23 protein-coding genes are annotated in these 18,318 nt (G+C 66.0%); 5 read left to right on the top strand and 18 right to left on the bottom strand.

Annotated features, from left to right (window positions below; translation table 11 throughout):
* Positions 1–239: 239 nt before the first annotated feature.
* From XM1_RS08135 to XM1_RS24490, 11 genes are all read right to left on the bottom strand, one after another.
* Positions 240–908: a hypothetical protein gene (locus tag XM1_RS08135; protein WP_068432503.1), complete on the bottom strand. Its 669-nt coding sequence runs from the start codon at positions 906–908 to the stop codon at positions 240–242.
* Positions 909–913: 5 nt separating this feature from the next.
* Positions 914–1,381: a hypothetical protein gene (locus tag XM1_RS08140; protein WP_068432505.1), complete on the bottom strand. Its 468-nt coding sequence runs from the start codon at positions 1,379–1,381 to the stop codon at positions 914–916.
* A gap of 35 nt (positions 1,382–1,416) precedes the next feature.
* Positions 1,417–3,426, bottom strand: a complete 2,010-nt coding sequence (locus XM1_RS08145) for a DNA polymerase (RefSeq protein ID WP_068432507.1) — start codon at positions 3,424–3,426, stop codon at positions 1,417–1,419.
* Positions 3,417–3,698 carry an NUMOD4 domain-containing protein gene (locus XM1_RS08150; RefSeq protein ID WP_068432509.1) on the bottom strand — a complete coding sequence of 94 codons (282 nt, stop codon included), beginning with the start codon at positions 3,696–3,698 and terminating at the stop codon, positions 3,417–3,419. The genes XM1_RS08145 and XM1_RS08150 overlap by 10 nt, the downstream gene beginning before the upstream one ends.
* A 1-nt stretch (position 3,699) precedes the next feature.
* Positions 3,700–3,897: a hypothetical protein gene (locus XM1_RS08155; RefSeq protein ID WP_068432510.1), complete on the bottom strand. Its 198-nt coding sequence runs from the start codon at positions 3,895–3,897 to the stop codon at positions 3,700–3,702.
* A 64-nt stretch (positions 3,898–3,961) separates the two neighbouring features.
* Positions 3,962–4,585 (bottom strand): ssDNA-binding protein, encoded by a 624-nt coding sequence (locus XM1_RS08160; protein ID WP_068432511.1) that lies wholly within the window; start codon positions 4,583–4,585, stop codon positions 3,962–3,964.
* A gap of 21 nt (positions 4,586–4,606) precedes the next feature.
* Positions 4,607–5,854: a DUF2800 domain-containing protein gene (locus XM1_RS08165; RefSeq protein WP_068432513.1), complete on the bottom strand. Its 1,248-nt coding sequence runs from the start codon at positions 5,852–5,854 to the stop codon at positions 4,607–4,609.
* Positions 5,851–6,225: a hypothetical protein gene (locus XM1_RS08170; RefSeq protein ID WP_068432514.1), complete on the bottom strand. Its 375-nt coding sequence runs from the start codon at positions 6,223–6,225 to the stop codon at positions 5,851–5,853. The genes XM1_RS08165 and XM1_RS08170 overlap by 4 nt, the downstream gene beginning before the upstream one ends.
* 15 nt (positions 6,226–6,240) lie before the next feature.
* Positions 6,241–6,990 carry a hypothetical protein gene (locus XM1_RS08175; RefSeq protein ID WP_068432516.1) on the bottom strand — a complete coding sequence of 250 codons (750 nt, stop codon included), beginning with the start codon at positions 6,988–6,990 and terminating at the stop codon, positions 6,241–6,243.
* 24 nt (positions 6,991–7,014) lie between these two features.
* Positions 7,015–8,400 carry a DEAD/DEAH box helicase gene (locus tag XM1_RS08180; protein WP_082700423.1) on the bottom strand — a complete coding sequence of 462 codons (1,386 nt, stop codon included), beginning with the start codon at positions 8,398–8,400 and terminating at the stop codon, positions 7,015–7,017.
* Complete coding sequence (locus tag XM1_RS24490; RefSeq protein WP_068432519.1) at positions 8,325–8,525, bottom strand: hypothetical protein; 201 nt, start codon at positions 8,523–8,525, stop codon at positions 8,325–8,327. Before XM1_RS24490 ends, XM1_RS08180 begins: the two co-directional genes overlap by 76 nt.
* Before the next feature lie 281 nt (positions 8,526–8,806).
* On the opposite strand from XM1_RS24490, the gene XM1_RS08190 reads away from it, so the two are divergent.
* The 4 genes from XM1_RS08190 to XM1_RS08200 all read left to right on the top strand — a co-directional run bounded on the left by XM1_RS08190 (position 8,807) and on the right by XM1_RS08200 (position 11,473).
* A complete protein-coding gene (locus tag XM1_RS08190) occupies positions 8,807–9,295 on the top strand; it encodes a helix-turn-helix domain-containing protein (RefSeq protein ID WP_172821897.1) in 489 nt (162 codons plus the stop codon).
* Positions 9,288–9,587: a helix-turn-helix domain-containing protein gene (locus tag XM1_RS25250; RefSeq protein WP_082700425.1), complete on the top strand. Its 300-nt coding sequence runs from the start codon at positions 9,288–9,290 to the stop codon at positions 9,585–9,587. The genes XM1_RS08190 and XM1_RS25250 overlap by 8 nt, the downstream gene beginning before the upstream one ends.
* A 263-nt stretch (positions 9,588–9,850) precedes the next feature.
* Positions 9,851–10,489: a site-specific integrase gene (locus tag XM1_RS24495; protein ID WP_068432523.1), complete on the top strand. Its 639-nt coding sequence runs from the start codon at positions 9,851–9,853 to the stop codon at positions 10,487–10,489.
* A gap of 198 nt (positions 10,490–10,687) precedes the next feature.
* The gene (locus XM1_RS08200) at positions 10,688–11,473 is read left to right on the top strand and encodes an enoyl-CoA hydratase (RefSeq protein WP_068432524.1); all 786 of its coding nucleotides are present in this window, start codon (positions 10,688–10,690) and stop codon (positions 11,471–11,473) included.
* A gap of 273 nt (positions 11,474–11,746) precedes the next feature.
* On the opposite strand, the gene XM1_RS08205 is transcribed toward XM1_RS08200, so the two are convergent.
* The 5 genes from XM1_RS08205 to XM1_RS08225 form a co-directional block, all read right to left on the bottom strand.
* Positions 11,747–12,049 carry an STAS domain-containing protein gene (locus XM1_RS08205; RefSeq protein WP_068432525.1) on the bottom strand — a complete coding sequence of 101 codons (303 nt, stop codon included), beginning with the start codon at positions 12,047–12,049 and terminating at the stop codon, positions 11,747–11,749.
* Positions 12,050–12,060: 11 nt separating this feature from the next.
* Positions 12,061–14,109 carry a methyl-accepting chemotaxis protein gene (locus XM1_RS08210; RefSeq protein WP_068432527.1) on the bottom strand — a complete coding sequence of 683 codons (2,049 nt, stop codon included), beginning with the start codon at positions 14,107–14,109 and terminating at the stop codon, positions 12,061–12,063.
* Between the two features lie 207 nt (positions 14,110–14,316).
* Entirely contained in the window at positions 14,317–14,646 is a 330-nt protein-coding gene (gene soxZ / locus XM1_RS08215; RefSeq protein WP_068432529.1) for a thiosulfate oxidation carrier complex protein SoxZ, read from the bottom strand.
* Positions 14,647–14,651: 5 nt separating this feature from the next.
* Positions 14,652–15,110 carry a thiosulfate oxidation carrier protein SoxY gene (locus XM1_RS08220; RefSeq protein ID WP_068432531.1) on the bottom strand — a complete coding sequence of 153 codons (459 nt, stop codon included), beginning with the start codon at positions 15,108–15,110 and terminating at the stop codon, positions 14,652–14,654.
* Positions 15,111–15,196: 86 nt separating this feature from the next.
* Positions 15,197–16,300: a YeeE/YedE family protein gene (locus XM1_RS08225; protein ID WP_068432533.1), complete on the bottom strand. Its 1,104-nt coding sequence runs from the start codon at positions 16,298–16,300 to the stop codon at positions 15,197–15,199.
* Positions 16,301–16,440: 140 nt separating this feature from the next.
* Here XM1_RS08225 and XM1_RS08230 point away from each other — a divergent pair, with 140 nt between their 5' ends.
* A complete protein-coding gene (locus XM1_RS08230; protein WP_068432537.1) occupies positions 16,441–16,668 on the top strand; it encodes a sulfurtransferase TusA family protein in 228 nt (75 codons plus the stop codon).
* Here XM1_RS08230 and XM1_RS08235 read toward each other — a convergent pair.
* A complete protein-coding gene (locus XM1_RS08235) occupies positions 16,665–17,345 on the bottom strand; it encodes an N-acetylmuramoyl-L-alanine amidase (protein WP_068432539.1) in 681 nt (226 codons plus the stop codon). The genes XM1_RS08230 and XM1_RS08235 overlap by 4 nt on opposite strands.
* A complete protein-coding gene (locus XM1_RS08240; RefSeq protein ID WP_068432542.1) occupies positions 17,342–18,241 on the bottom strand; it encodes a DMT family transporter in 900 nt (299 codons plus the stop codon). Before XM1_RS08240 ends, XM1_RS08235 begins: the two co-directional genes overlap by 4 nt.
* Between the last annotated feature and the right edge of the window lie 77 nt (positions 18,242–18,318).

Here is an 18,318-nt window from a genome sequence, read left to right on the forward strand (position 1 = left end):
ACGCCAAGCCCAGCCGCGCCACGCCTTGCCGTGTTCCTCGCCGCACCACGCCTGGCCGAGCCGCGCCTAGCCTGACCCTGCTCCTAGCCGAGCCCTGCCGAGCCCCGCCTAGCCGTGATCCTCGCCGTGCCTTGCCGCGCCAGGCCCTGCCCCGCCGCGCTCCTTGCCGAGCCCGGCCTAGCCGAGCCACGCCGTGCCTTTCCATGTTCCATGGAGATACGCACGGCGCGCTCGCGGCCTTAGACGGCGGACAGGCTGGCGGTGAACTTGCCGAACGACCCCGACGACTGCGGGGACGAAGGCCGCCAGTCGCCCAGTCCGCAATAAGCCCCAGCCTGCTCGAAGATGCGCGTCAGGACCGGCAGTGTCAGTCCGGACGTTTCGTCGTCGAACACGGTGAAGCTGCCGCTGGCCTCCCAGGTCCGCAGCATCGGACGGACGCGGACGTGCTTATTCGAGTTAACCTTGGCGCGCTTGATGAACAGCTCGAAACCGGCGGCCTCGACCTCGTCGATATGCCGGGCGAAGTCGTTCTCGCCCATCAGCCCGGACCACAGCGCCTTGAAGTCGATGGTCTTCCCGTTGACCCGCAAGTCCCACTGCTGCTGGTCGATGGCGAGCCCGGCCTGGGACTGCTTCTTGTAGGTCGCCTTGCCCTTCGACGGCACCTTAGTCGCGCCCTCGCGGATGCAGGTCATCAGGTTATCGGACGGGATGCCCAGGACGCGGGTGTCGTGGTAGGCGTAGCCCATCCAGGTCCAGGCGGGGGAGCGGTCGTCGCCCTTGGTGGACAGCTCCTTGTTGGCGGGGTCTTTCTGCCACGCCTTAATCTTCTCGCCAAAGGACAGGTTGTCTTGGTGCATCAGCAGGGGGGTCAGCCCAGTCAGGGTCACGTTGTACTGCTTCATGGCGGTTACTCCTCGATGGACGGCAGAGCCGTCTTGCTGCGGGTGTTTGCGGTGGAAATCAGGGCGGCGCTGTTGCGCTGGACCCACATCAGCCGGTCGCGTTCTTCCTGGCTGATCTCGGTGACGGACACTCGTCCGGAAAGGGAATAGGAACGGCGGGCCGCCTTCACGGCGCTGCCCAGCTTGGCCACGCTGGCGTCCAGCTTCTCCGAGGCGCTCAACACCTTGAAGCCGACACCCTTCTCGACGCCGATAACGAGGCTGTCCGTCTCGGCCTCCACACGGCGGCGCCATCTCCAGGTGACGGTCCGGAAACGCTTGGAGTTGACAGAGACGCCGAGGAGCCCGGCGACATCGTGGTACGGAATGACCATGCCGACGGGCAGGTCCGCTTCGGGGTAGGCTTCCCGGATCGCCCGAACGTCCGGATCGGTGGGGACGCCCCCAAAAAACACGCTGTCTCGCTTTGCCATACTGGTTCTCCTGTTTCGTGGTGAGTTAAAACGGACTATTTCCTGTACCTCTTCCCGCGCCACCCCTCGGCGGCCACGGGCAACACGCGCCCGACCTGCGCCCACGCCGGGACTTCCGACATCAGGCGCTCCATTTCGGACACAGACCCCCAGCCCTCGGGGACTTCGGCGACGATCTCGTCGTGGACGGTCAAGACGCTGCGGTAGCCGGCGGCCTCCAGACGCAGCATGGCGGACGCCAGCAGGCACCGGGCCACCGCCTGGGTGATGTTCTCCACCAGCCTGCCCCCATAGGTCCGCTGGACGCCCCACTTCTTGGTGAGGCTGTTGACGCCCAGATAGGTCAGACCCTCCTTGCCGAAGAACTTCTCGTCCATCTCGATGCGGGGGCGGGCATACCAGAGCTTCCGCCCGGACGGCAGCAGGCAGCGGAGATACTTCCCGTCGAAGCCATAGGTGATGTGCCGGTGCTTCACGGGTTGGCCAGGGTTCCGGACGGCCTCGATGGCGGCGTCCTCAATGTCGTACCAGAAGGCCACGATCCGGTCGTTCTTCTCGCGGTATTTGGCTACCGCGAGCTTGGCCAGATCGTCGTCGATGCCGATGCCCTGCTTCTCGCAGGTGGCTTGGAACTTGGCGGCCCCCATCCCGTAGCCGCAGCCCAGCACTGCCGTCTTGCCAAGCTGGCGCTCGATGCCGTCCTTGGTGATTTCGGACGCGGGCTTGTCGTAGATGAAGCCGGCCATCTCTTCGTATATTTTGCCGCCGGACCGGAACAGCTCCACCAGATCGTTCTGGCCGGCCAGCCAAGCGACCACGCGCCCCTCGATGTTGGAGAAGTCGCAGGCCATAAGCTCCATGCCCTCCGGCGCCACGATGATGCCCCGCAGGCAGTCCGACACCACCGACATGGGCGGGCCCACCAGCAGGTCCACCAGCTCCGGGGAGTGGTCCGCGAACAGGCCCAGGGCGAACTCTTGCTGCTTGGGCTTGAGGGACGGACGCGGGAGGTTCTGGAGCTGGGCGCCCTGTCCGGACCACCGTCCGGTGGACGCGCCATGATAGAGAAGATTGGCGCGCATCCGGCCATCCGCGCAGGTCCGGCCAGCGAACGCTGCCAGCTTGGCCGTGGAACTCTTGGCCGCTTCCCGCCTGATTTCCAGGACGCGACGGGCTACCGGCGGCATGGCGTTCGGATCGCCCATGACCACCAAGTCCTCGTCTTCCTCGATCAGGTCGCCCACCGTCTGCTTGTCCAGCTTCTCGGCCTGCACACCCTGCTCGCGCAGCCACGCCACCATCTTGGCCACCTGAGAAGCGGACGTGACGGCGTGCCGGGTGAGCTTGGCCAGCTCCTTGTTGAGCTTGGCGGCGGTGGCCTCGACCACCACGCTGGCGGCCTTGACGGCGGCCATGTCCACCAGCACGCCCCGGTCGTTGAGCTTCTGGTCCAGCAGGTAGATAGCCCGCTCCTCGTCCGAGAGGGGCTTGAGCCTCTGCGTGAGGGCGCGCTCGACCTCAACGTCGATCTTGCAGTAGGCGATCAGCTTCTCCAGCTTCTCGGCGCTGTTCCACCAGATCGGGGCGTCGCCCGTCGCCCGGACGGCGGCGTTGTTCCGGGGCTTGCACATCTGGAGCATGACGCGGCGCCCAGCGTCGTCTTTCTGCACGTCCAGGCCCAGCGCCTTGGCGGCGTCTCCCAGGCCACGGGGCAGAGCCATAACGGACGCCATGGCCATGGTGCAGAAGAACTGCTCCAGCTTCGGGACCGGCCAGCCGTATTTCGGACCGAGGACGAACTCCCACAGGATGCGCTCGAAAGCGGCGTTGTGGGCGTAGATGGCGCCGCCGGCCAGGACGTGCTCCACGATCCGGGGCGGGCAGGGCTGCCCCTCGACCCAGACCTGCACCGGCTCGTCACCGAACGCATAGCAGGCGCACCAGACGGCGGTGGACGGGTCTTGCGCGTAGACGTAGACCCCGGTCTTCCGCAGGTCCACCGCGCCCCGCGTCTCGATGTCGAAGTGCAGGTGGATCACTTCCACGGCGACACCTCTTCCAGCGGCGCCCCAAAGGTCAGCCGCCACAAGGTGGTCACGTAGACGCAGCGCGACACCCCGCCCTTGCACAGGCGGTAGAGGGGCGTCTTATAGCGTCCGGCGCGGCCCCGCTTGAGCATCTTCTGCGGCATGATGCGGGTGACGCCGTTGGGGTGCTTGATGGTGCGACGGAGGGCTCGGCACCGGCCCTTGGACGAGAACTCGTAGTAGCCCTCGTAGCCTGGGATCGTCACCCACTCTTCCTCGTTCGCGCTCATGTCAAACGCTCTGCCGGAAAGAGTTGATGCAGTTCTCGGCGCTCTGGAGGTCCATCAACGCCTGGGCCTTGTCCTCCATCAGCGCCCGGACGCGCTTCAAGAAGCAAAACAGCTCCTGGCCTTCCAGGGTGCCGCGCAGCTCCAGATCGAGCAGGTAGTTGTCGTCGATCTCGCGGTCAAAGTTAGGTGGGTATCCCATTGTCCGTTTTCCTTTGTCGTCAAATCGGACGAAGGGGCGGCATCGCTGCCGCCCCGTGCCCGGTTTAGTTCCAGACTTCTTCGCCGCCGGTGGCGACTTCCTCGCCCTCGACCGGGTCGAAGTCGTCGCGGGCGTCCTTACGGCCACCCAGACGCTCACCCTCGCCCAGCTTCTGCATGTTATTGAGGAACATGCCGATGCCCTTGTTGCCCTTGACCTCGTAGGCGTAGGGGTAGGACAGGGTGGCGCGGACGTAGCAGCCCGCGTACATCTCGTCCGCCACGTTGGCGTCGTCGATCTTGAGGGGGCGACCGTCCGGGCCCTTCTTGCTGGACACCACGGACGGACGGGTCTTGGTCTTAACCTGGATGAAGACGGAGCCTTTCGGCACGGCGGGGTCGTATTCGCCGCCCTTCATCTTGCTCTCGGCGGACCGGATCAGCATCCGATAGCCTTCCGGCTTCTCGCCGCCAAACTTCTTGGTCCAGTCTTCCTGGGCCACGGTCTTGATGGCTTCCTTGATCGCCTGGAACTCGGCGGTCTTCTGGGCCTCCGGGTCGAAGATCAGGACGCAGGAATACCACTCGACACCGTCGTCATTGGCCACCGCCTCAACGAGGTGCGGGTAGCTCAGACGGGCGCGGGGGGTCTTGAAGGTCGTGTCCTTAGCGTTGCTCGGCTTGCTCATTTTAGGCGTCTCTCTTTCGTGTCAGTCGTTGAACTCGTCTTGCGCGTTGCGGCGTCCGGGGACCGACCCCCGCTCGTCGCTTTCACGGGCCATAGTGCTGCCGCTGCTTTCCTTCACGGTCAGCGCGGCCAGCGCCTCCCGGTCATCCTTGGACATCAGCTTCTCCACCTGGGCCGGCGTCAGGAGGGACTTCTTGAACAAGTCCCCGTCGTCCAGCCCCAGCAGTCGAAGCGCCTCGGCGGTGGTCTCTTCATCTTCGGCCCACTTCCGCGTGGCGCGCTTCGGCACCAACTTCCAGCCGGGGACCGCGTCCCCCTGCTCCAGGCGCTGATAGGCGTAGGCCCTCACCGCCTTGATCCAGTTCTCAACATCCTCGGCTGCATTCAAAATACGTGCGATTTCGTCCGGCGTCAACTCGGACAAATCATCCGAAAACTCGGACATCGCGTTTTCCAGGGACTGCTCCCGGAGCTTGGGGCAGAAACCCGCCGCTCCGCAGAACTTGCACCAGGAGCCGGCGGCCAACGGCGCGTCGGGCTCCAGGGTCCGCCGGGCCGCCGCCAGCACATCCGACCGCCACTCCAGCAGCTCGTAGGCGTCCACGGTGGCGCGGCGCACCGGGCCGTCCTTGTGGGGCGCACGCGGCTGCACGATGACCACCTCGACGGAGGTCACGGGCTTGCCGGGCGGCAGCGCCAGGGTGGCCCCCAGCGCGTAATAGAGGGCTTGGCGGTTGACGCTCTCGATACCCGTGCCGGACCCGGTCCGGGCCTCCACAGGCACGCCGCGCCCGTACTTGAGGTCGAAGACGTGCAGCGACCGGGCCCCGCTCTTATAGATGACGGCGTCGGCGGTGCCGAACATCTGGGTGAAGTTCACCCCCAGATCGAACTTCTGCTCGACCATCAGGATGTCGCCGTCGTCCGGATTGAAGTCCGCCCGGACGGCGTCCACGTAGATTTGGACGGCCTCAATCATCTCGTCGGTCACTTCAAACCAACGGAACTTCTTGAGCGCGAGGGCGTCCGGCTTCTTGGGTGCGATGACTTCCGTCTCGGAGCAAATCCAGCTCCCCAGGAACTCGTCCGGGCTTCGTCCGTGGGTCAGGCAGTCCTCGCCCAGAGCATGGGCGGCGGTGCCTTCGGCGGCGAAGTCGGACCCCTCGTCCTTGAGGTTGGCGGTCAGCCGGACGGAGCCGGGGCATTCCCACCACCGATAGCACGACGACGCGCCCAGCGTGGCGTGCAGCTTGGGGCCGTGCTCGGTCATTGCATCACCTTGGGGGCGTTGTCCATCAGGACGGCGGCAGTCTCGGCTAGGGCCATGCCGACCACCTTGTTGTAGTAGGCCAGATCGACCTCGATGGAGAGGGCCTCGTCGCTTTCTTCGACGATCTCGGTCTTCGGACGGGGCAGAACCAGGGTGTCGCCGTCCTCGAAGCAGATGGCGAAGCCGATGACGAACTTCTTTTCGTCCTCCCCGACCTCCGGGGCGCCGTCGGCGCCGTTGAGCAACCTGCCATACTGGGCCAGCAGCCCGGCCATGTGGTCGATCAGGGCAGCGGCAGGGGGCGGGAGACGCCCGTCACGCAGGGCCTCGCCCAGATCGACGGCGGTGATGATGTTGGGATGGTGTTCCATAGTGCGGTGCTCCTGTTAGGCCGCGAAGGACTTGGCGGCGCGGGCGTAGGCGGCGGCGGGCATGTCAGAGACACGTTCGACATCGAACTCGTTCTTGAGCTTCTCGACGCCGGCCTTCATGCCGTGGGTGTTGCAGTAGTCGCGGACCAGGGACTGAACTTCCTCCTTGGTCCAGGCTTTCTCCTCCGCGACGGCCTCCTCGGCGTCGTCCGAAAGCTGCTGGACGGCCTCGAAGCCGGCCAACGCGGACTTGAAGACCTCCAGCAGCGCGCCGAACCGCTTCTCGTCCGCCTTCATCAGGACTTCGGTGGTGAGCGCGTTGCTGGTGTTGAGCTGCCGCAGCTCGTCGGCGGACCCCACCGAGTTCATGCGGTCCTCAAAGGCAGTCGCCCATTCGGACAGGTCCGTGAAGGTTTCCTCCAGGCTGCCGTCCGCGAAGTTCAGCGAGTAGACGGTGGCCTCTTCGGGCTTCGCGGCGACCTCCTTCTTCGGACGGCCACGGGACTTCTTCTCCTCGGTGGCGGCCACGGGCTCGGGCTCGGCGGGGGCTGGGGGCGCAGTCACCGCCGTCTCGGCGTGGGCCTGGGCGACCATCGCCATGGCCTGGGCCTGCTCGGGGGTGGGGCGGACCACCGGGGCAGCCGCGTAACCGGTGGCCGGGTCCGTGCCCAGCCCGATATGGACCAGGGCGGTCAGGGTGTTCAGCGCCTTGGTGAGGTTGGCCAGCTCCTCGGGGCTGTTGGCCGTGATCTTGACTTCAAACATGGTGTCTCCTGTTTCGTCTGTCGCTTAATCGTACAAACCGGACAAAGTCCGGCACTTACGGGTCAGCACACGAAGCACCGCTTCGTCCACGGACCCGGCCAGGGCCACGAACCGGGCGGACATGGCGACCTGTTTCGACAGGTGCCATATCCGGTCCGCAGCCTGATGGTTATCGCCGGGGGTCCAAGACCCCTCGACGAAGATAACGTCGTCGGCGGCGTCCAGGCGGATCGCCTCGCCCACCGATTTGATCTGCCCGATGAAGACCCGCGTCTCCGGGTCCGTCTGGAACAGGTCGATGTTCTTCTGGGCGTCAGCCGTGCCGCCATAGACCATGACGGCGCCGTAGGCCCCCAGGCGGCGGTGCAGCTCCTCTAGCACGGCCCGGTGCCAGCCATAGATGACCAGCTTGTTCTTGGACCCGGACAGCAGCTCGTCCTGCACCAGCTCCGCGACAGCGCGGGCCTTCACAATGCCGGTGAGCCGCCGCAGCGTCGCCAGCATGGCGTCGTCCGCCTCCGGCAGCTCGTCCTTGGACAGCAGCGCCTTGAGCTGGAGGCCCTCCGGAGAGTTCTCCAGGGCCCGCAGCTCGTCCGAGACAGCATCGGGCTCCACATAGAGAGGGGCGCCCCAGATGACGCGGGGGCGCTCCGGCCAGACTTCTTCCTTGGTCCGCCGCAGCATCACACCGGACAGCCGGTCCTTGAGTTCGCCCAGGTTCTTGCCACCCATCACCCGGCGGAACCCGGTCTTGCGGTCCGTCACGATGTTGCAGTAGCGCCGCTCGAAGGCGTCCTGGCCCATGGGTTTGCCGTTGTCCCGGATGGCGTCCGGGCAGTTGGTGTAGAGCATGGTCCACAGCTCGCCGGGGTGGTTAGGCGACGGCGTGCCGGACAGGGCCCAGCGGTGCCCCGACTTATGGATCAGCCCGTACTTCCCCAGCACCTTGCGGGTGATCTGGGCATCCGGGGATTTGAGCCGGTGGCTCTCGTCCATGACCAGCACGTCCCAGCGGCCAGCCGATAGCTGGTTGAATACCCCGTCAGCCAGCACCTGCTCGTAGGATACAACGACCACGTCGCGGTCCGGAATGCGCTGGGTGGTGGAGCCGATGACGTGGACGGGCAGGGGAAAGTTCCCCCACTCCATCCACTCCCGGCCCCAATTCACCCGCGCCTTCGCCGTCGTGACGACAAGCACCCTTTCGGCCCCCAGGTTCCCGGCGGCGCGAATGGCTTGAGGGGTCTTCCCCAAGCGCATTCCGTCTCCGAGGATCGCACCCTTGCGCCCGGACAAAAACGCGACGCCGGTTTCCTGATAGCCGTAGAGGTCCATTACCGGCGGCGTCCGAAGTTGACGCGTGTGACGTTGCCCTGCGGCAGAACGTCTTGGGAATATGCAGGACTGCATTCCTCGGACTGGAGCAGCGCCTTCGTGCTCTCGATGGGGCCGGGCACGTCAAAGTCCAGGAACGCGGTTTCGTACCACGAAGCCCAGCGGCGGAGTTCGGCTAACAAAATCTCTTGCTGTTTCATCGCACTGCGCCTCCAGGCGCTTCTCCGCTTTTCCCTGGACGATCCCCCTCCGACAGGGGAGGGCGACACTCAATTTACGTGAACCGTGGGGGAAGTCAAGCCTATCCGATTTTGGATAACGCGCAGTAATACCATATCGGACAAACCGTTGCCCCGCCTGGGTTTTTACCGGATAGCGCGTAGTCATTTTGAGTACGATTTAGCTTGCGGAAACCGGACGATACCATATATCGTCTTTGTATCAGGGGGCACCCACCAACGCCCAACTCAGGATGACGACCATGCCAAAATCTCCTCCCCGCTTTCTATCAAAGCCCGCCGAGAGCCTTGACGAGGTCGAGCAGCAACTGACCCCCGAGATGCTGTCGCGGCAGGATTTCGCCCGCCGGCTCCAACGCCTGATGAAGGCCCGAGGCTGGAACCAAGCCGAGCTGGCCAAGCACGCTTTCGGCACCATCACGGACCGCCGCGGCTACGAGACACCTCAAGGCAAGGACAGCGTCTCCGGCTATTTGGCCGGGAAGCGGATGCCCGGTCCGAAGAAGCTGTCGCTGCTGGCGCGGGCTCTGGGCGTCGAGCCCGAGGAGCTGCTGCCCAACATCATCGCGTCCGCTGCCGAGAACGAGCATCTCTCTTTCTCCATGCGTGAGCTGGCCGGGCACCCTGGCCGGGTATGGGTGACGATCAACCGCCTGCTGCCCACCTCCACCGCCTTGAAGATCGGCCTGCTGATCGAGGAGGCGGACATGGCCATGGCCGCCAGTGGCTGACGAGCTGCTGACCCAGGACGAGGTCGCGGGCATTCTTCGGTGCTCCAGCGACCACGTCTACCGCCTGCGGCGGTCCGGACTGCTCCCGTACCTCCCAGGCCGCCCCGTCAAAATCCTTCGCTCCGACCTTGAGGAGTTCATTCGATGCCAAAGATCAACACAGGCCCCAAGCTCCGGCTCAACAGCGCGGGCGTTTGGGAAATCACTTGGACAGAAAGCGGGCGCAGCAAACGCGCAAGCACTCGGACGAAGGATCGCGCTGTCGCGCTCCAGGTGCTCTCCGGCTTCTTGAACGGGAGGTCTGAGACGCTGGACCAGCCGGTCCTCTTCTCGTCCGTTTGGTCCGATTATATGACGGAGCATGTCGAACTGCGCTGCGCGACCCCGGCGCGGGTGCGGAACTCCGGAGCACTGCTTCTGTCTTCATTTAAAGATCGGGACGTGCGCGATATTAAGCCGTCCGATATTCAGCGTCATGTGGCTGATCGAATTTCTGGGCGCATCGGAACCGACGGCAAGGTCAAGCCCTCAACCGTCCGGTTGGAGCTGGAGCACATGAAGGCAGCCATCAACCACGCCATCAAGCACCGGCGCCTTGCCTCCACGGACGCGCCGATCATCGAGCTGCCGGCCAAGGCCCCGCCGAGGGACAAGTGGTTGGACGAGGAGCAGGAGGCAGACCTGCTGGCCAAGCTGGAGGCCCTGACGGCGCGAGAGGGCCGGGTGAACCGGGTCCACCTCTTCACCGCCATCGCCCTCAACACCGCGTCGCGCAAACGCGCCATTGAGACGCTGCGCTGGGCGAAGGTGGACCTGGACGCCCGGCTGATCGACTTCCGCGACGCCACGATCCAGAAGACCAAGAAGCGCCGGGTGCCGGTGCCCATTTCGGACCGTCTGCTGCCGCTGCTGGTGCGCGCCCGCCAGGAGAACCCCGACGGCGAGTTCGTCCTGGGGAATACCTCCTTCATCTCCCATGCCTTCGAGGCGGCCATGAAGAAGCTGGGCTACCCCTGGGTGACGCCCCACGTCCTCCGGCATACCTGGGGGACGCTGGCCGCCCGTGCCGGCAAGGATATGTTTGAGATCGCCGGCGTGATGGGCGACAACGTGACCACCGTCCAGGCCAACTACCTGCACCACCACTCGGACCATCTCCGCAGTGCTGTTGAACGGGGCAAAATCCGGGCGTAACATGGGGCGTTACGCCCCGCATCGGCGCCAAACGCACCGGACAAAACCGGACGACGCCGACAACCACCGGGGCTCTGCCCCAACGAGGGCCAGGGTTTCGCCGTCCGATAAGGGTTTGACGCAGATCAAACGAACCGGACGATGACTGGTCCGACCAGTTTCAGGGATTCCCGCCGAAGATGGCAAGGGAGGTTTGGTATGTCCGAGGTCGAACCCATTCTGATCCGCCAAGACAAGGCAGGCGTCGCCACCCTGACGCTCAACCGCCCGGCGGCCCGCAATGCCCTGTCGGTGGCCCTGATGACGGAACTGGAACGGGCGCTGGACGCCATCGCCGCCGATCCGTCGGTCAAGGTGGTGGTGCTGGCCGCCAACGGTCCGGCCTTCTGCGCCGGGCACGATCTCAAGGAGATGCGCTCGCTCACCACGGCCCAGCAGGTGTCGGCGGTGTTCGACCTGTGCTCTCGGGTGATGAAGGGCATCGTGCGGCTGCCCCAGCCGGTGATCGCCAGGGTCCACGCCATGGCCACGGCGGCCGGCTGCCAGCTGGTGGCCAGCTGCGATCTGGCCTATGCGGCCCATACGGCGAAGTTCGCCACGCCGGGGGTCAATATCGGGCTGTTCTGCTCGACGCCCATGGTGGCGCTGTCGCGCGCCGTGGGGCGCAAGCAGGCCATGGAGATGCTGCTGTCGGGCGTGCCGGTGGACGCCGCCACGGCGGAAGGCTGGGGACTGGTCAACCGCGCCGTGGCGCCCGAGGCGCTGGACGGCGCCGTGGCCGAGATGGCGGGGCTGATCGCCGCCAAGTCCTCCTACACCGTCAAGGTGGGCAAGGAGGCGTTCTACCGCCAGCTGGAGATGGGCCTGGACGACGCCTACGCCCATGCGTCGAGGGTGATGACCGAGAACATGCTGGCCCAGGACGCCGCCGAGGGCATCGACGCCTTCCTGGACAAGCGCCCGCCGGTGTGGCGCGGCTGTTAGGTCGGCGAGCGTTAAATATGAAACGCGCTGTCATGCTGAGCGCAGCGAAGCGTCTTTCAGCCCGAGGCGGTTTGAAAGCCCCTTCGCTTTGGGCTCAGGGTGACAATTCGTCTCTCATTTAACGCTTGATGTATTAAGCCCTCGCGTCATGCCCGGACTTGTTCCGGGCATCCATGTGGGGCCATTTGGCACAGTGTCTGGCGGCTCCACGTGGATGGCCGGGGCAAGCCCGGCCATGACGGGGCAAAATTCAGCCGGTGAGCTTCCAAAATCCTATTGGAACTCGAACAGGGTCTGGAAGGCGGCGCGGTCCAGGGCCTCGCGCACCGAACCGGCGGCGCCCTTGATCACCACCTTGGTGCCGACGGCGTTGGCGGCGTCATAGATGTGGACGAACAGGCTCATGCCGGTGGAATCGATGAATTCCAGGCCGCCCAGCAGAATGTCCATATGCGCCTTGCCCACTTCGTCCAGCTTGGCCAGGACCTTGGGGAACTGGTTGGCCTCGGCGAAGGTGAGCCGCCCCTTGATGGTGATCTCGGCCCCGCCGCCGACCTCACGGATGCTGTACTGCATGCTCGTTCGTCCTAGGATGCGCGGATGGAGGTGAGGAAGGTGTCGACGCGGTCGCGCAGCTTGGTGGCGCGCTCCGACACGTCCTGGGCGGTCTGCAGCACCTCTGCCGAGGCGTGCTTGGTTTCCTCCGCCGCATTGTTGACGCCGGTGACGTTGGCGCTGATCTCGCCGGTGGCGGTGGCCACCTGCTGGACGTTGGCGGCGATTTCGCCGGTGGCGGCGTCCTGGCCGCGCACCGCATCGGCGATGCCGGTGGCCACGTCATGGACCTGTTCGATCACCGAGGTGATGGAGGTGATGGCCGAAACGGCGTCGCCGGTGACCTTCTGCACCGTGGAGATCTGGCCGGCGATCTCGTCGGTGGCCTTGGCGGTCTGGTTGGCGAGGTGCTTGACCTCGTTGGCGACCACGGCGAAGCCCTTGCCCGCCTCGCCCGCCCTGGCCGCCTCGATGGTGGCGTTCAAGGCCAGCAGGTTGGTCTGGGCGGCGATGTCGTTGATCAGGGCGACCACGGTGCCGATCTTGTCCACCGCCGCGGCGAGGCCGTCGATCAGTTCGGTGGTGCGGCGGGCTTCCGACGAGGCTTCCTCGCTGATGCGCACCGATTCCTGGACCTTGCGGCTGATGTCCTCGCCCGAATGGGCCAGTTGCTCCGCCGAGCCGGCGGCGGTGCGCATGTTGACGGCGGTTTCCTCGATGCCGGCGGCGACGGCCGCGGCCTGGGCCGAGGCGTCCTCCGCCGTGGTGGACAGCGAGCGCGAGGTGGCTTCCAGCTCGGTGGCGGTGGACGCCATGCCGGCCAGGGCGTCGGAGACCTCCTCGTTGAACTCGCGCAGCAGGTTGTCGATGACCCGGGCGCGCTTGTCCTTGGTCCACTCGGCCTGGCGGCGCTCCTCGTCCAGCTGGTCGGCGCGGATCAGGCCTTCCTTGAAAATTTCCACGGCGCGGGCCATGGCGCCGATCTCGTCGCTGCGGTCCAGGCCGTTGATGGGCACGGTCTTGTCGCCCTCGGCCAGCTTGGTCATGTCGAAGGTCATCTCGGCCAGCGGGCGGGTGATGCCGCGCCCGATGACCCAAACCAGGATGATGCCCAGCGTCAGCACGCCGCCGGTGATGACCAGATAGGCGTACAGGGCGCCGACGGTGGCGTCGTGCCCCTTGTCGGCCATGTTCACCAGGGCGGCGGAGGCCAAATCCTCCACCTGCTTCAGGAGGTCGATCTTCTTGGTGATGGTGTCGAACCACGCCGGCGCCTCGATGCCGCCCAGATCGTTGGTGAAGGGGGAATCCAGCGCCACGGCGCGCATGCGGTCCACTTCCTTGGTGATCGGATCGGCGGCGACCTTTTCGAAGGCCTGGCGCAGTTCTGGCTCGGCATTCTTGGAGAAGGTGTCGAAGAACACCTCCTGGCGGGCGATCAGCTGGGTGAAGGTCCGGTGCAGCGCCGGCTCGAACTTCTTGGCGCCGAAGCCGCCGCTGGCGGTGGCGCGCTCCTGTCCGGCCCGCTCCTTGCCGTGCAGCAGCTGGACATAGGCGACGATGGCCTTGGTGACGCGGGCGTCGCGGCTGACCACCGCCATCTCCTCGATGACCGCCAGCTGCTTGGCGATGGTGGCGGTGTAATAGCCGGTGGCTTCCCCCAGCGGGATCGAAAGATTGCTGATGGCGGCGCGCTTGTCGGCCAAGGCCTTGATGGCGGCGTCGGCGGCGTCCAGCTTGGACTTGAAGGCCGTGCCGTATGCGGCGGCGGGGAAGCGCGCCAGCGCGCCCGACAGTTCGCCCAGCTTGGCGTCGGTCAGCTTGCGCTGTTCCGGCAGGCGCTCCTTGAATTTCTCTCCCTTGCTGCCCACGAACCCGGCGGAGGTGCCGCGTTCCTTCTGCAGCTCATGAACCAGGGCGCTGATGGCCGGCGCCAGCCGGGCCAGTTCCTCGACCTGTTCCATCTCGTCGGCCTGGCGGGCCTTCTCGGACAGGGCCAGACCGGCATAGACGACGACGGCCGCCAGCGGAATGATCAGTGCCAGGACAAGCCGGACCGCGATTTTGAAGTTATTGAGCATGGGAGCCTCTCGGGTGTTCGAGTGTTGACTCGACAACAGCCGCAATGACACGACGACATATCGCGAAAGGCGCGATGAAGTCACGCCTCTGACTCAGATAATATGGCGAAGGATTGTGTCGGCCAATCCATAAATGTTGACGGATTGGTGCGATGGCAAAATATCAGGTTGCCATATGTAGTAACACTTACTGGAATGCTTCTATCATTATTCGACGATAATGTCGTGGACGTACTCGAAGCTCTCGCCGGTTTCGTCGAACCAGTTGAGCTTGATCTTGCCGCTGGCCGTGGCCACCGCGAAGAAGCTGGCGAACGGATTGGCCGAGACCGCCTGATGCCAGTCGGCGCTGATCACCGGCTCGTTGTTCCAGGTGCAGGTGAAACGGTTGATGATGCGCCGGGGAATGGCCTTGCCGTCCCCGTCCTTGCGCAGCCCGGTCTCCATGTCGTGGCTGATCTGGGTCTTGATCTCGATGATCTCGCCCTTCTTGGCCCTGGACGGGATGCGCACCTTGACGCGATCTGAATTGGCCATAGCGCTCAGCCTCCACAGCCGCCGATGGTGACGGTGACGTCCTGGCGGGCGATCCACACCTCGCCGTCCGACGTCACCGCATAGGCCCGCACCGTCTGGGTCTTGGCCAGGCGCATGCGGAAACTGACCTCGGCGCGGCCAGAGCGGGGCGTCAGGTACCAGGACGACACCACCGGATAGGGGTTGGCCTCGGCCAGGACATGGATGGCCTTGACGTGGTCGGCGGCGGTCATGGGCGAGTCCACCGTCACGGTGATGGGTTCGTTGGCCCCGCTGGCGGCCACGTCGCGCATCTTCAGCTTGACCTTGCCGTCCTTGGCCTTGAAGGGGCCCATCAGCTTGCGGGCCAGCTCGTCGGCTTCCTGCGCGGCGGCGGGGGCGGGGGCGCCAAAGCCCAATGCGGCGGCGGCCACGGCCGTTCCGGCCAGGACGGCACGGCGGTTCAATCGCGTGGTGGTGTCCACTGTCGTCTCCTCCCCCTCACCGGATTTTTTTCTTTCATGGTAGCGGAGGCCGGCGAAAGGGCGCAACCGAATATATCAACAAATTATTATATTCGAGAACCCAGCAGGGCTTTCAGCCCGGCGACCGGGCCGCCTTCCTCCAGGCTTTTCAGGCCCCACAGCCCGCCGGCGACGATGGCGCCCAGCGCCAGGAACGAGGTCGCCGACAGGGTCGAAAGGCCGGTCAGCCCCTGGCCGATGGTGCAGCCCATGGCCAGCACGCCGCCGGTGCCCATCAGGGCGCCGCCGGCCAGATGGCGGAGCATGTCGGCCTTGTCGGCGAAGCTCTCCACCGCGAAGGTGCCGGCGAGCCGCGCGGCGATGAACGATCCGGCGACGACGCCGCCCACCGCGGCGATGCCGAAATTGATGGTCGAGCCGGTATAGGTCATCAGATAGATCAGCCCGTCGCCCATGGGGGCGATGAACGAGAACGAGGCCAGGGGCACGGGGTCGAAATCGTCGGCGCCCAGGATGCCGGTGACGGCCCATCCGGCGGGAATGGCGGCCCCGATCGTCACGGCGCCGGCCAGCATGCCGCGCGACGCCCGGAAGGCGCCGTCCTTCAGGCACCAGGCCAGGGCTCCGCCGGCCAGGATGGCCACGCAGGCCAGGCGGGCGGCCGTCCGCTCCAGGCCAAGCGCCGACAGCAGGGCGGGCAGGCTCTGGTCGGCCAGTCCCAGCCGGGCGGGGGCGAGGTTGGTCGCCTGCTCGATGGCGATGCGCTCGACCGCCAGCAGGCCCTTCAGCGTCATGGTGGCGAACAGCCCGATCATCAGGGTGACCACCAGCGATTTGAGATTGCCGCCGCCCAGGCGCACCAGGGTCTTGGAGCCGCAGCCCCCCGCCAGGGTCATGCCGTAGCCGAACATCAATCCGCCCAGGATGGCGCCCGCCCAGGCGATGGAGCCGCCGAGATAGATGGACTTGCCCAGGTCGACCAGGCCTGCCGCCTGCAGCGCCTGCGACCCCAGCATCGCCACCGCCATGGCCAGCACCCAGGCGCGCAGCCGTCGCCGGTCGCCCATGAACACCATGTCGGACAAGGCCCCCATGGTGCAGAACTCGCTGGTCCGCGCCGCCCAGCCGAAGACCGCGCCCACCGCGAAGGTGGCCGTGCCGACAAGGGTGGTGAGCGGAATTTCGGACAAGGGGACTCTCCATTCAGCGGAGTCCAGGCTATCACCGCCGAGCGGCTGGCATCAATGGACTGGGACGGGATCGAATATTAGTGTAGCCTGATATCAACGGGGCGGGCCGAACCGCCACAATGATCCGAGGGAGGATGCGGATGTCGAACACCGTTCTGGACGTGAAGGGCCTCAACTGCCCGCTGCCCATTCTGCGCGCCAAGAAGGCGATCAAGGACCTGTCGGCCGGGGCGGTGCTGGAGGTGATCGCCACCGATCCGGGTTCGGTTGCTGACTTCGACGCCTTCTGCCGCCAGACCGGCAACACCCTGCTCAGCCAGGAGCAGGACAACGGCGTCTATACGTTTAAAATCCAGAAGGGCGCCTAACGCACGATCCGCAGAAGAGAGCGCAGGCGTCCGACGCTTTCCTCGTCGATCAGCCCGTCCACCTTCCAGGGCCGGAAATGGCGCTGGAAGGCGGTCAGCGCCGCCTTGGGGTCGTGGATGTCGTAGCCCACATGGGAAAGGCCGGCCAGCAGCACGTGCTCGGGCGGCAGCGCCGTGGGCTCGCCGCACGGCCATAGGCCGATGAGGTGGCGCTCGGCCAGGTCCTGCCACGGGAACAGTTCGCCGGGGTCCTGCTTGCGGGTCGGCGCCACGTCGGAATGGCCGACCACGTTGCGGGGCGGAATGGGGTGGCGCGCCAGAATCTCGCGGGCCAGGCGGATCAGCGCCTCGATTTGCGCGCCGGGAAAGGCGCGATAGCCGAATTCGTGCCCTGGATTGACCAGCTCGATGCCGATGGAGCGGGAATTGACGTCGGTCTCGCCCCGCCAGGACGACGCGCCGGCATGCCAGGCCCGCATCTCTTCCGCCACCAGGGCGAAGACGCGGCCGTCCTCCTCGATGACGTAATGGGCGCTGACCTTGGCCGCCGGGTCGCATAGCCGCGCCAGGGCGGCCTCGCCACTCTCCATGCCGGTATAGTGCAGCACCAGCGTGTCGATTACCGCCCCGGCGGGGCGGGGCTCGAAATTGGGCGAGGGCCGCGAGATGACGCTCATGTTCCGGGCTCCGGTTCTTCGGCACGGTGGATGGCGCGGCCGGGCAGCAATTCCACCACGGCGACGCCGAGAACGGTGAGCGCGCCGCCCACCAGCTTGTGCCAGGTCAGCGGCTCGCCCAGCAGCAGCACGCCGCCGGCCAGCCCTACCACCGGCCCCAGCAGGGTGAAGGGCACCACCCGGTTGATGGAGTGCCGGGCGATCAGCTTGTACCACAGGGTATAGGCGATCAGGGTCGAGCCGATGATGGTGTAGGCCACGCCGCTCCAGCCCTTGATCCCGGTGGCGGCGATGGCCTCCATCTGGCCGCTTTCGGTGGCCAGCGACAGGCCCAGCAGCATGGGCGCGGCCAGCAGGGCCATCCAGCCGTTGAGCGCCAGCGGGTTGATGGTCCCTAAGCGCTTGATCACCACGTTGGCCAGCGCCCAGGCGAAGCCCGACGCCACCACGGCGACGAAGGGGGCCAGGCGGGGCAGGTGAGGCTCGCCGGCCAGCAGCGCCACGCCGACGAAGGACACGGCCAGCCCCAGGCTGCGCCAGACTCCCAGCACCTCGCCGAAGAAGGCCCAGGCCAGGATGGCGGAAAAGGGAATGGACAGCTCGATGACGATGGCGGCGGTGGCTGCGTCCATGCCGGCGACGCCGAAGAACATCAGGCCGAAATGCCCCACGCCCAGCAGCACGGCCAGCAGAAGGATGCCGGGCAGCTGGGCGCGGCCGGGCCGGAAGAACGGCGCCAGGACCAAGGCGGTGCAGGCGAAGCGCAGCGCGGTCAGCAGAAAGGGCGGCAGGGTACCCAGCGCCGTCTTCACCGCCACGAAGTTAAGGCCCCAGATCACCACCACCAGGGTGGCGGACGCCCATTCCAGGGGCGTCAGGCGAGAGGGGGCGGTCATTGTGCCCCTGCGGGCGGGACGCCCGCGCTCCAACAAGCGGAGGGCGGGACGCAATAGGCGGGGCGCTTGGAGCGCGG

Source organism: Magnetospirillum sp. XM-1 (assembly GCF_001511835.1).
In the GTDB taxonomy this organism is placed as follows: domain Bacteria; phylum Pseudomonadota; class Alphaproteobacteria; order Rhodospirillales; family Magnetospirillaceae; genus Phaeospirillum.

What these genes read in the sequence shown, in the direction of transcription:
- XM1_RS08135 (WP_068432503.1), bottom strand. Translation starts at nt 908, where the DNA reads ATGAAGCAGTACAACGTGACCCTGACTGGGCTGACCCCCCTGCTGATG.
- XM1_RS08140 (WP_068432505.1), bottom strand. Translation starts at nt 1,381, where the DNA reads ATGGCAAAGCGAGACAGCGTGTTTTTTGGGGGCGTCCCCACCGATCCG.
- XM1_RS08150 (WP_068432509.1), bottom strand. Translation starts at nt 3,698, where the DNA reads ATGAGCGCGAACGAGGAAGAGTGGGTGACGATCCCAGGCTACGAGGGC.
- XM1_RS08155 (WP_068432510.1), bottom strand. Translation starts at nt 3,897, where the DNA reads ATGGGATACCCACCTAACTTTGACCGCGAGATCGACGACAACTACCTG.
- XM1_RS08160 (WP_068432511.1), bottom strand. Translation starts at nt 4,585, where the DNA reads ATGAGCAAGCCGAGCAACGCTAAGGACACGACCTTCAAGACCCCCCGC.
- XM1_RS08165 (WP_068432513.1), bottom strand. Translation starts at nt 5,854, where the DNA reads ATGACCGAGCACGGCCCCAAGCTGCACGCCACGCTGGGCGCGTCGTCG.
- XM1_RS08170 (WP_068432514.1), bottom strand. Translation starts at nt 6,225, where the DNA reads ATGGAACACCATCCCAACATCATCACCGCCGTCGATCTGGGCGAGGCC.
- XM1_RS08175 (WP_068432516.1), bottom strand. Translation starts at nt 6,990, where the DNA reads ATGTTTGAAGTCAAGATCACGGCCAACAGCCCCGAGGAGCTGGCCAAC.
- XM1_RS08180 (WP_082700423.1), bottom strand. Translation starts at nt 8,400, where the DNA reads ATGCAGTCCTGCATATTCCCAAGACGTTCTGCCGCAGGGCAACGTCAC.
- XM1_RS24490 (WP_068432519.1), bottom strand. Translation starts at nt 8,525, where the DNA reads ATGAAACAGCAAGAGATTTTGTTAGCCGAACTCCGCCGCTGGGCTTCG.
- XM1_RS08190 (WP_172821897.1), top strand. Translation starts at nt 8,807, where the DNA reads ATGCCAAAATCTCCTCCCCGCTTTCTATCAAAGCCCGCCGAGAGCCTT.
- XM1_RS24495 (WP_068432523.1), top strand. Translation starts at nt 9,851, where the DNA reads ATGAAGGCAGCCATCAACCACGCCATCAAGCACCGGCGCCTTGCCTCC.
- XM1_RS08200 (WP_068432524.1), top strand. Translation starts at nt 10,688, where the DNA reads ATGTCCGAGGTCGAACCCATTCTGATCCGCCAAGACAAGGCAGGCGTC.
- XM1_RS08205 (WP_068432525.1), bottom strand. Translation starts at nt 12,049, where the DNA reads ATGCAGTACAGCATCCGTGAGGTCGGCGGCGGGGCCGAGATCACCATC.
- XM1_RS08210 (WP_068432527.1), bottom strand. Translation starts at nt 14,109, where the DNA reads ATGCTCAATAACTTCAAAATCGCGGTCCGGCTTGTCCTGGCACTGATC.
- soxZ (WP_068432529.1), bottom strand. Translation starts at nt 14,646, where the DNA reads ATGGCCAATTCAGATCGCGTCAAGGTGCGCATCCCGTCCAGGGCCAAG.
- XM1_RS08230 (WP_068432537.1), top strand. Translation starts at nt 16,441, where the DNA reads ATGTCGAACACCGTTCTGGACGTGAAGGGCCTCAACTGCCCGCTGCCC.
- XM1_RS08235 (WP_068432539.1), bottom strand. Translation starts at nt 17,345, where the DNA reads ATGAGCGTCATCTCGCGGCCCTCGCCCAATTTCGAGCCCCGCCCCGCC.
- XM1_RS08240 (WP_068432542.1), bottom strand. Translation starts at nt 18,241, where the DNA reads ATGACCGCCCCCTCTCGCCTGACGCCCCTGGAATGGGCGTCCGCCACC.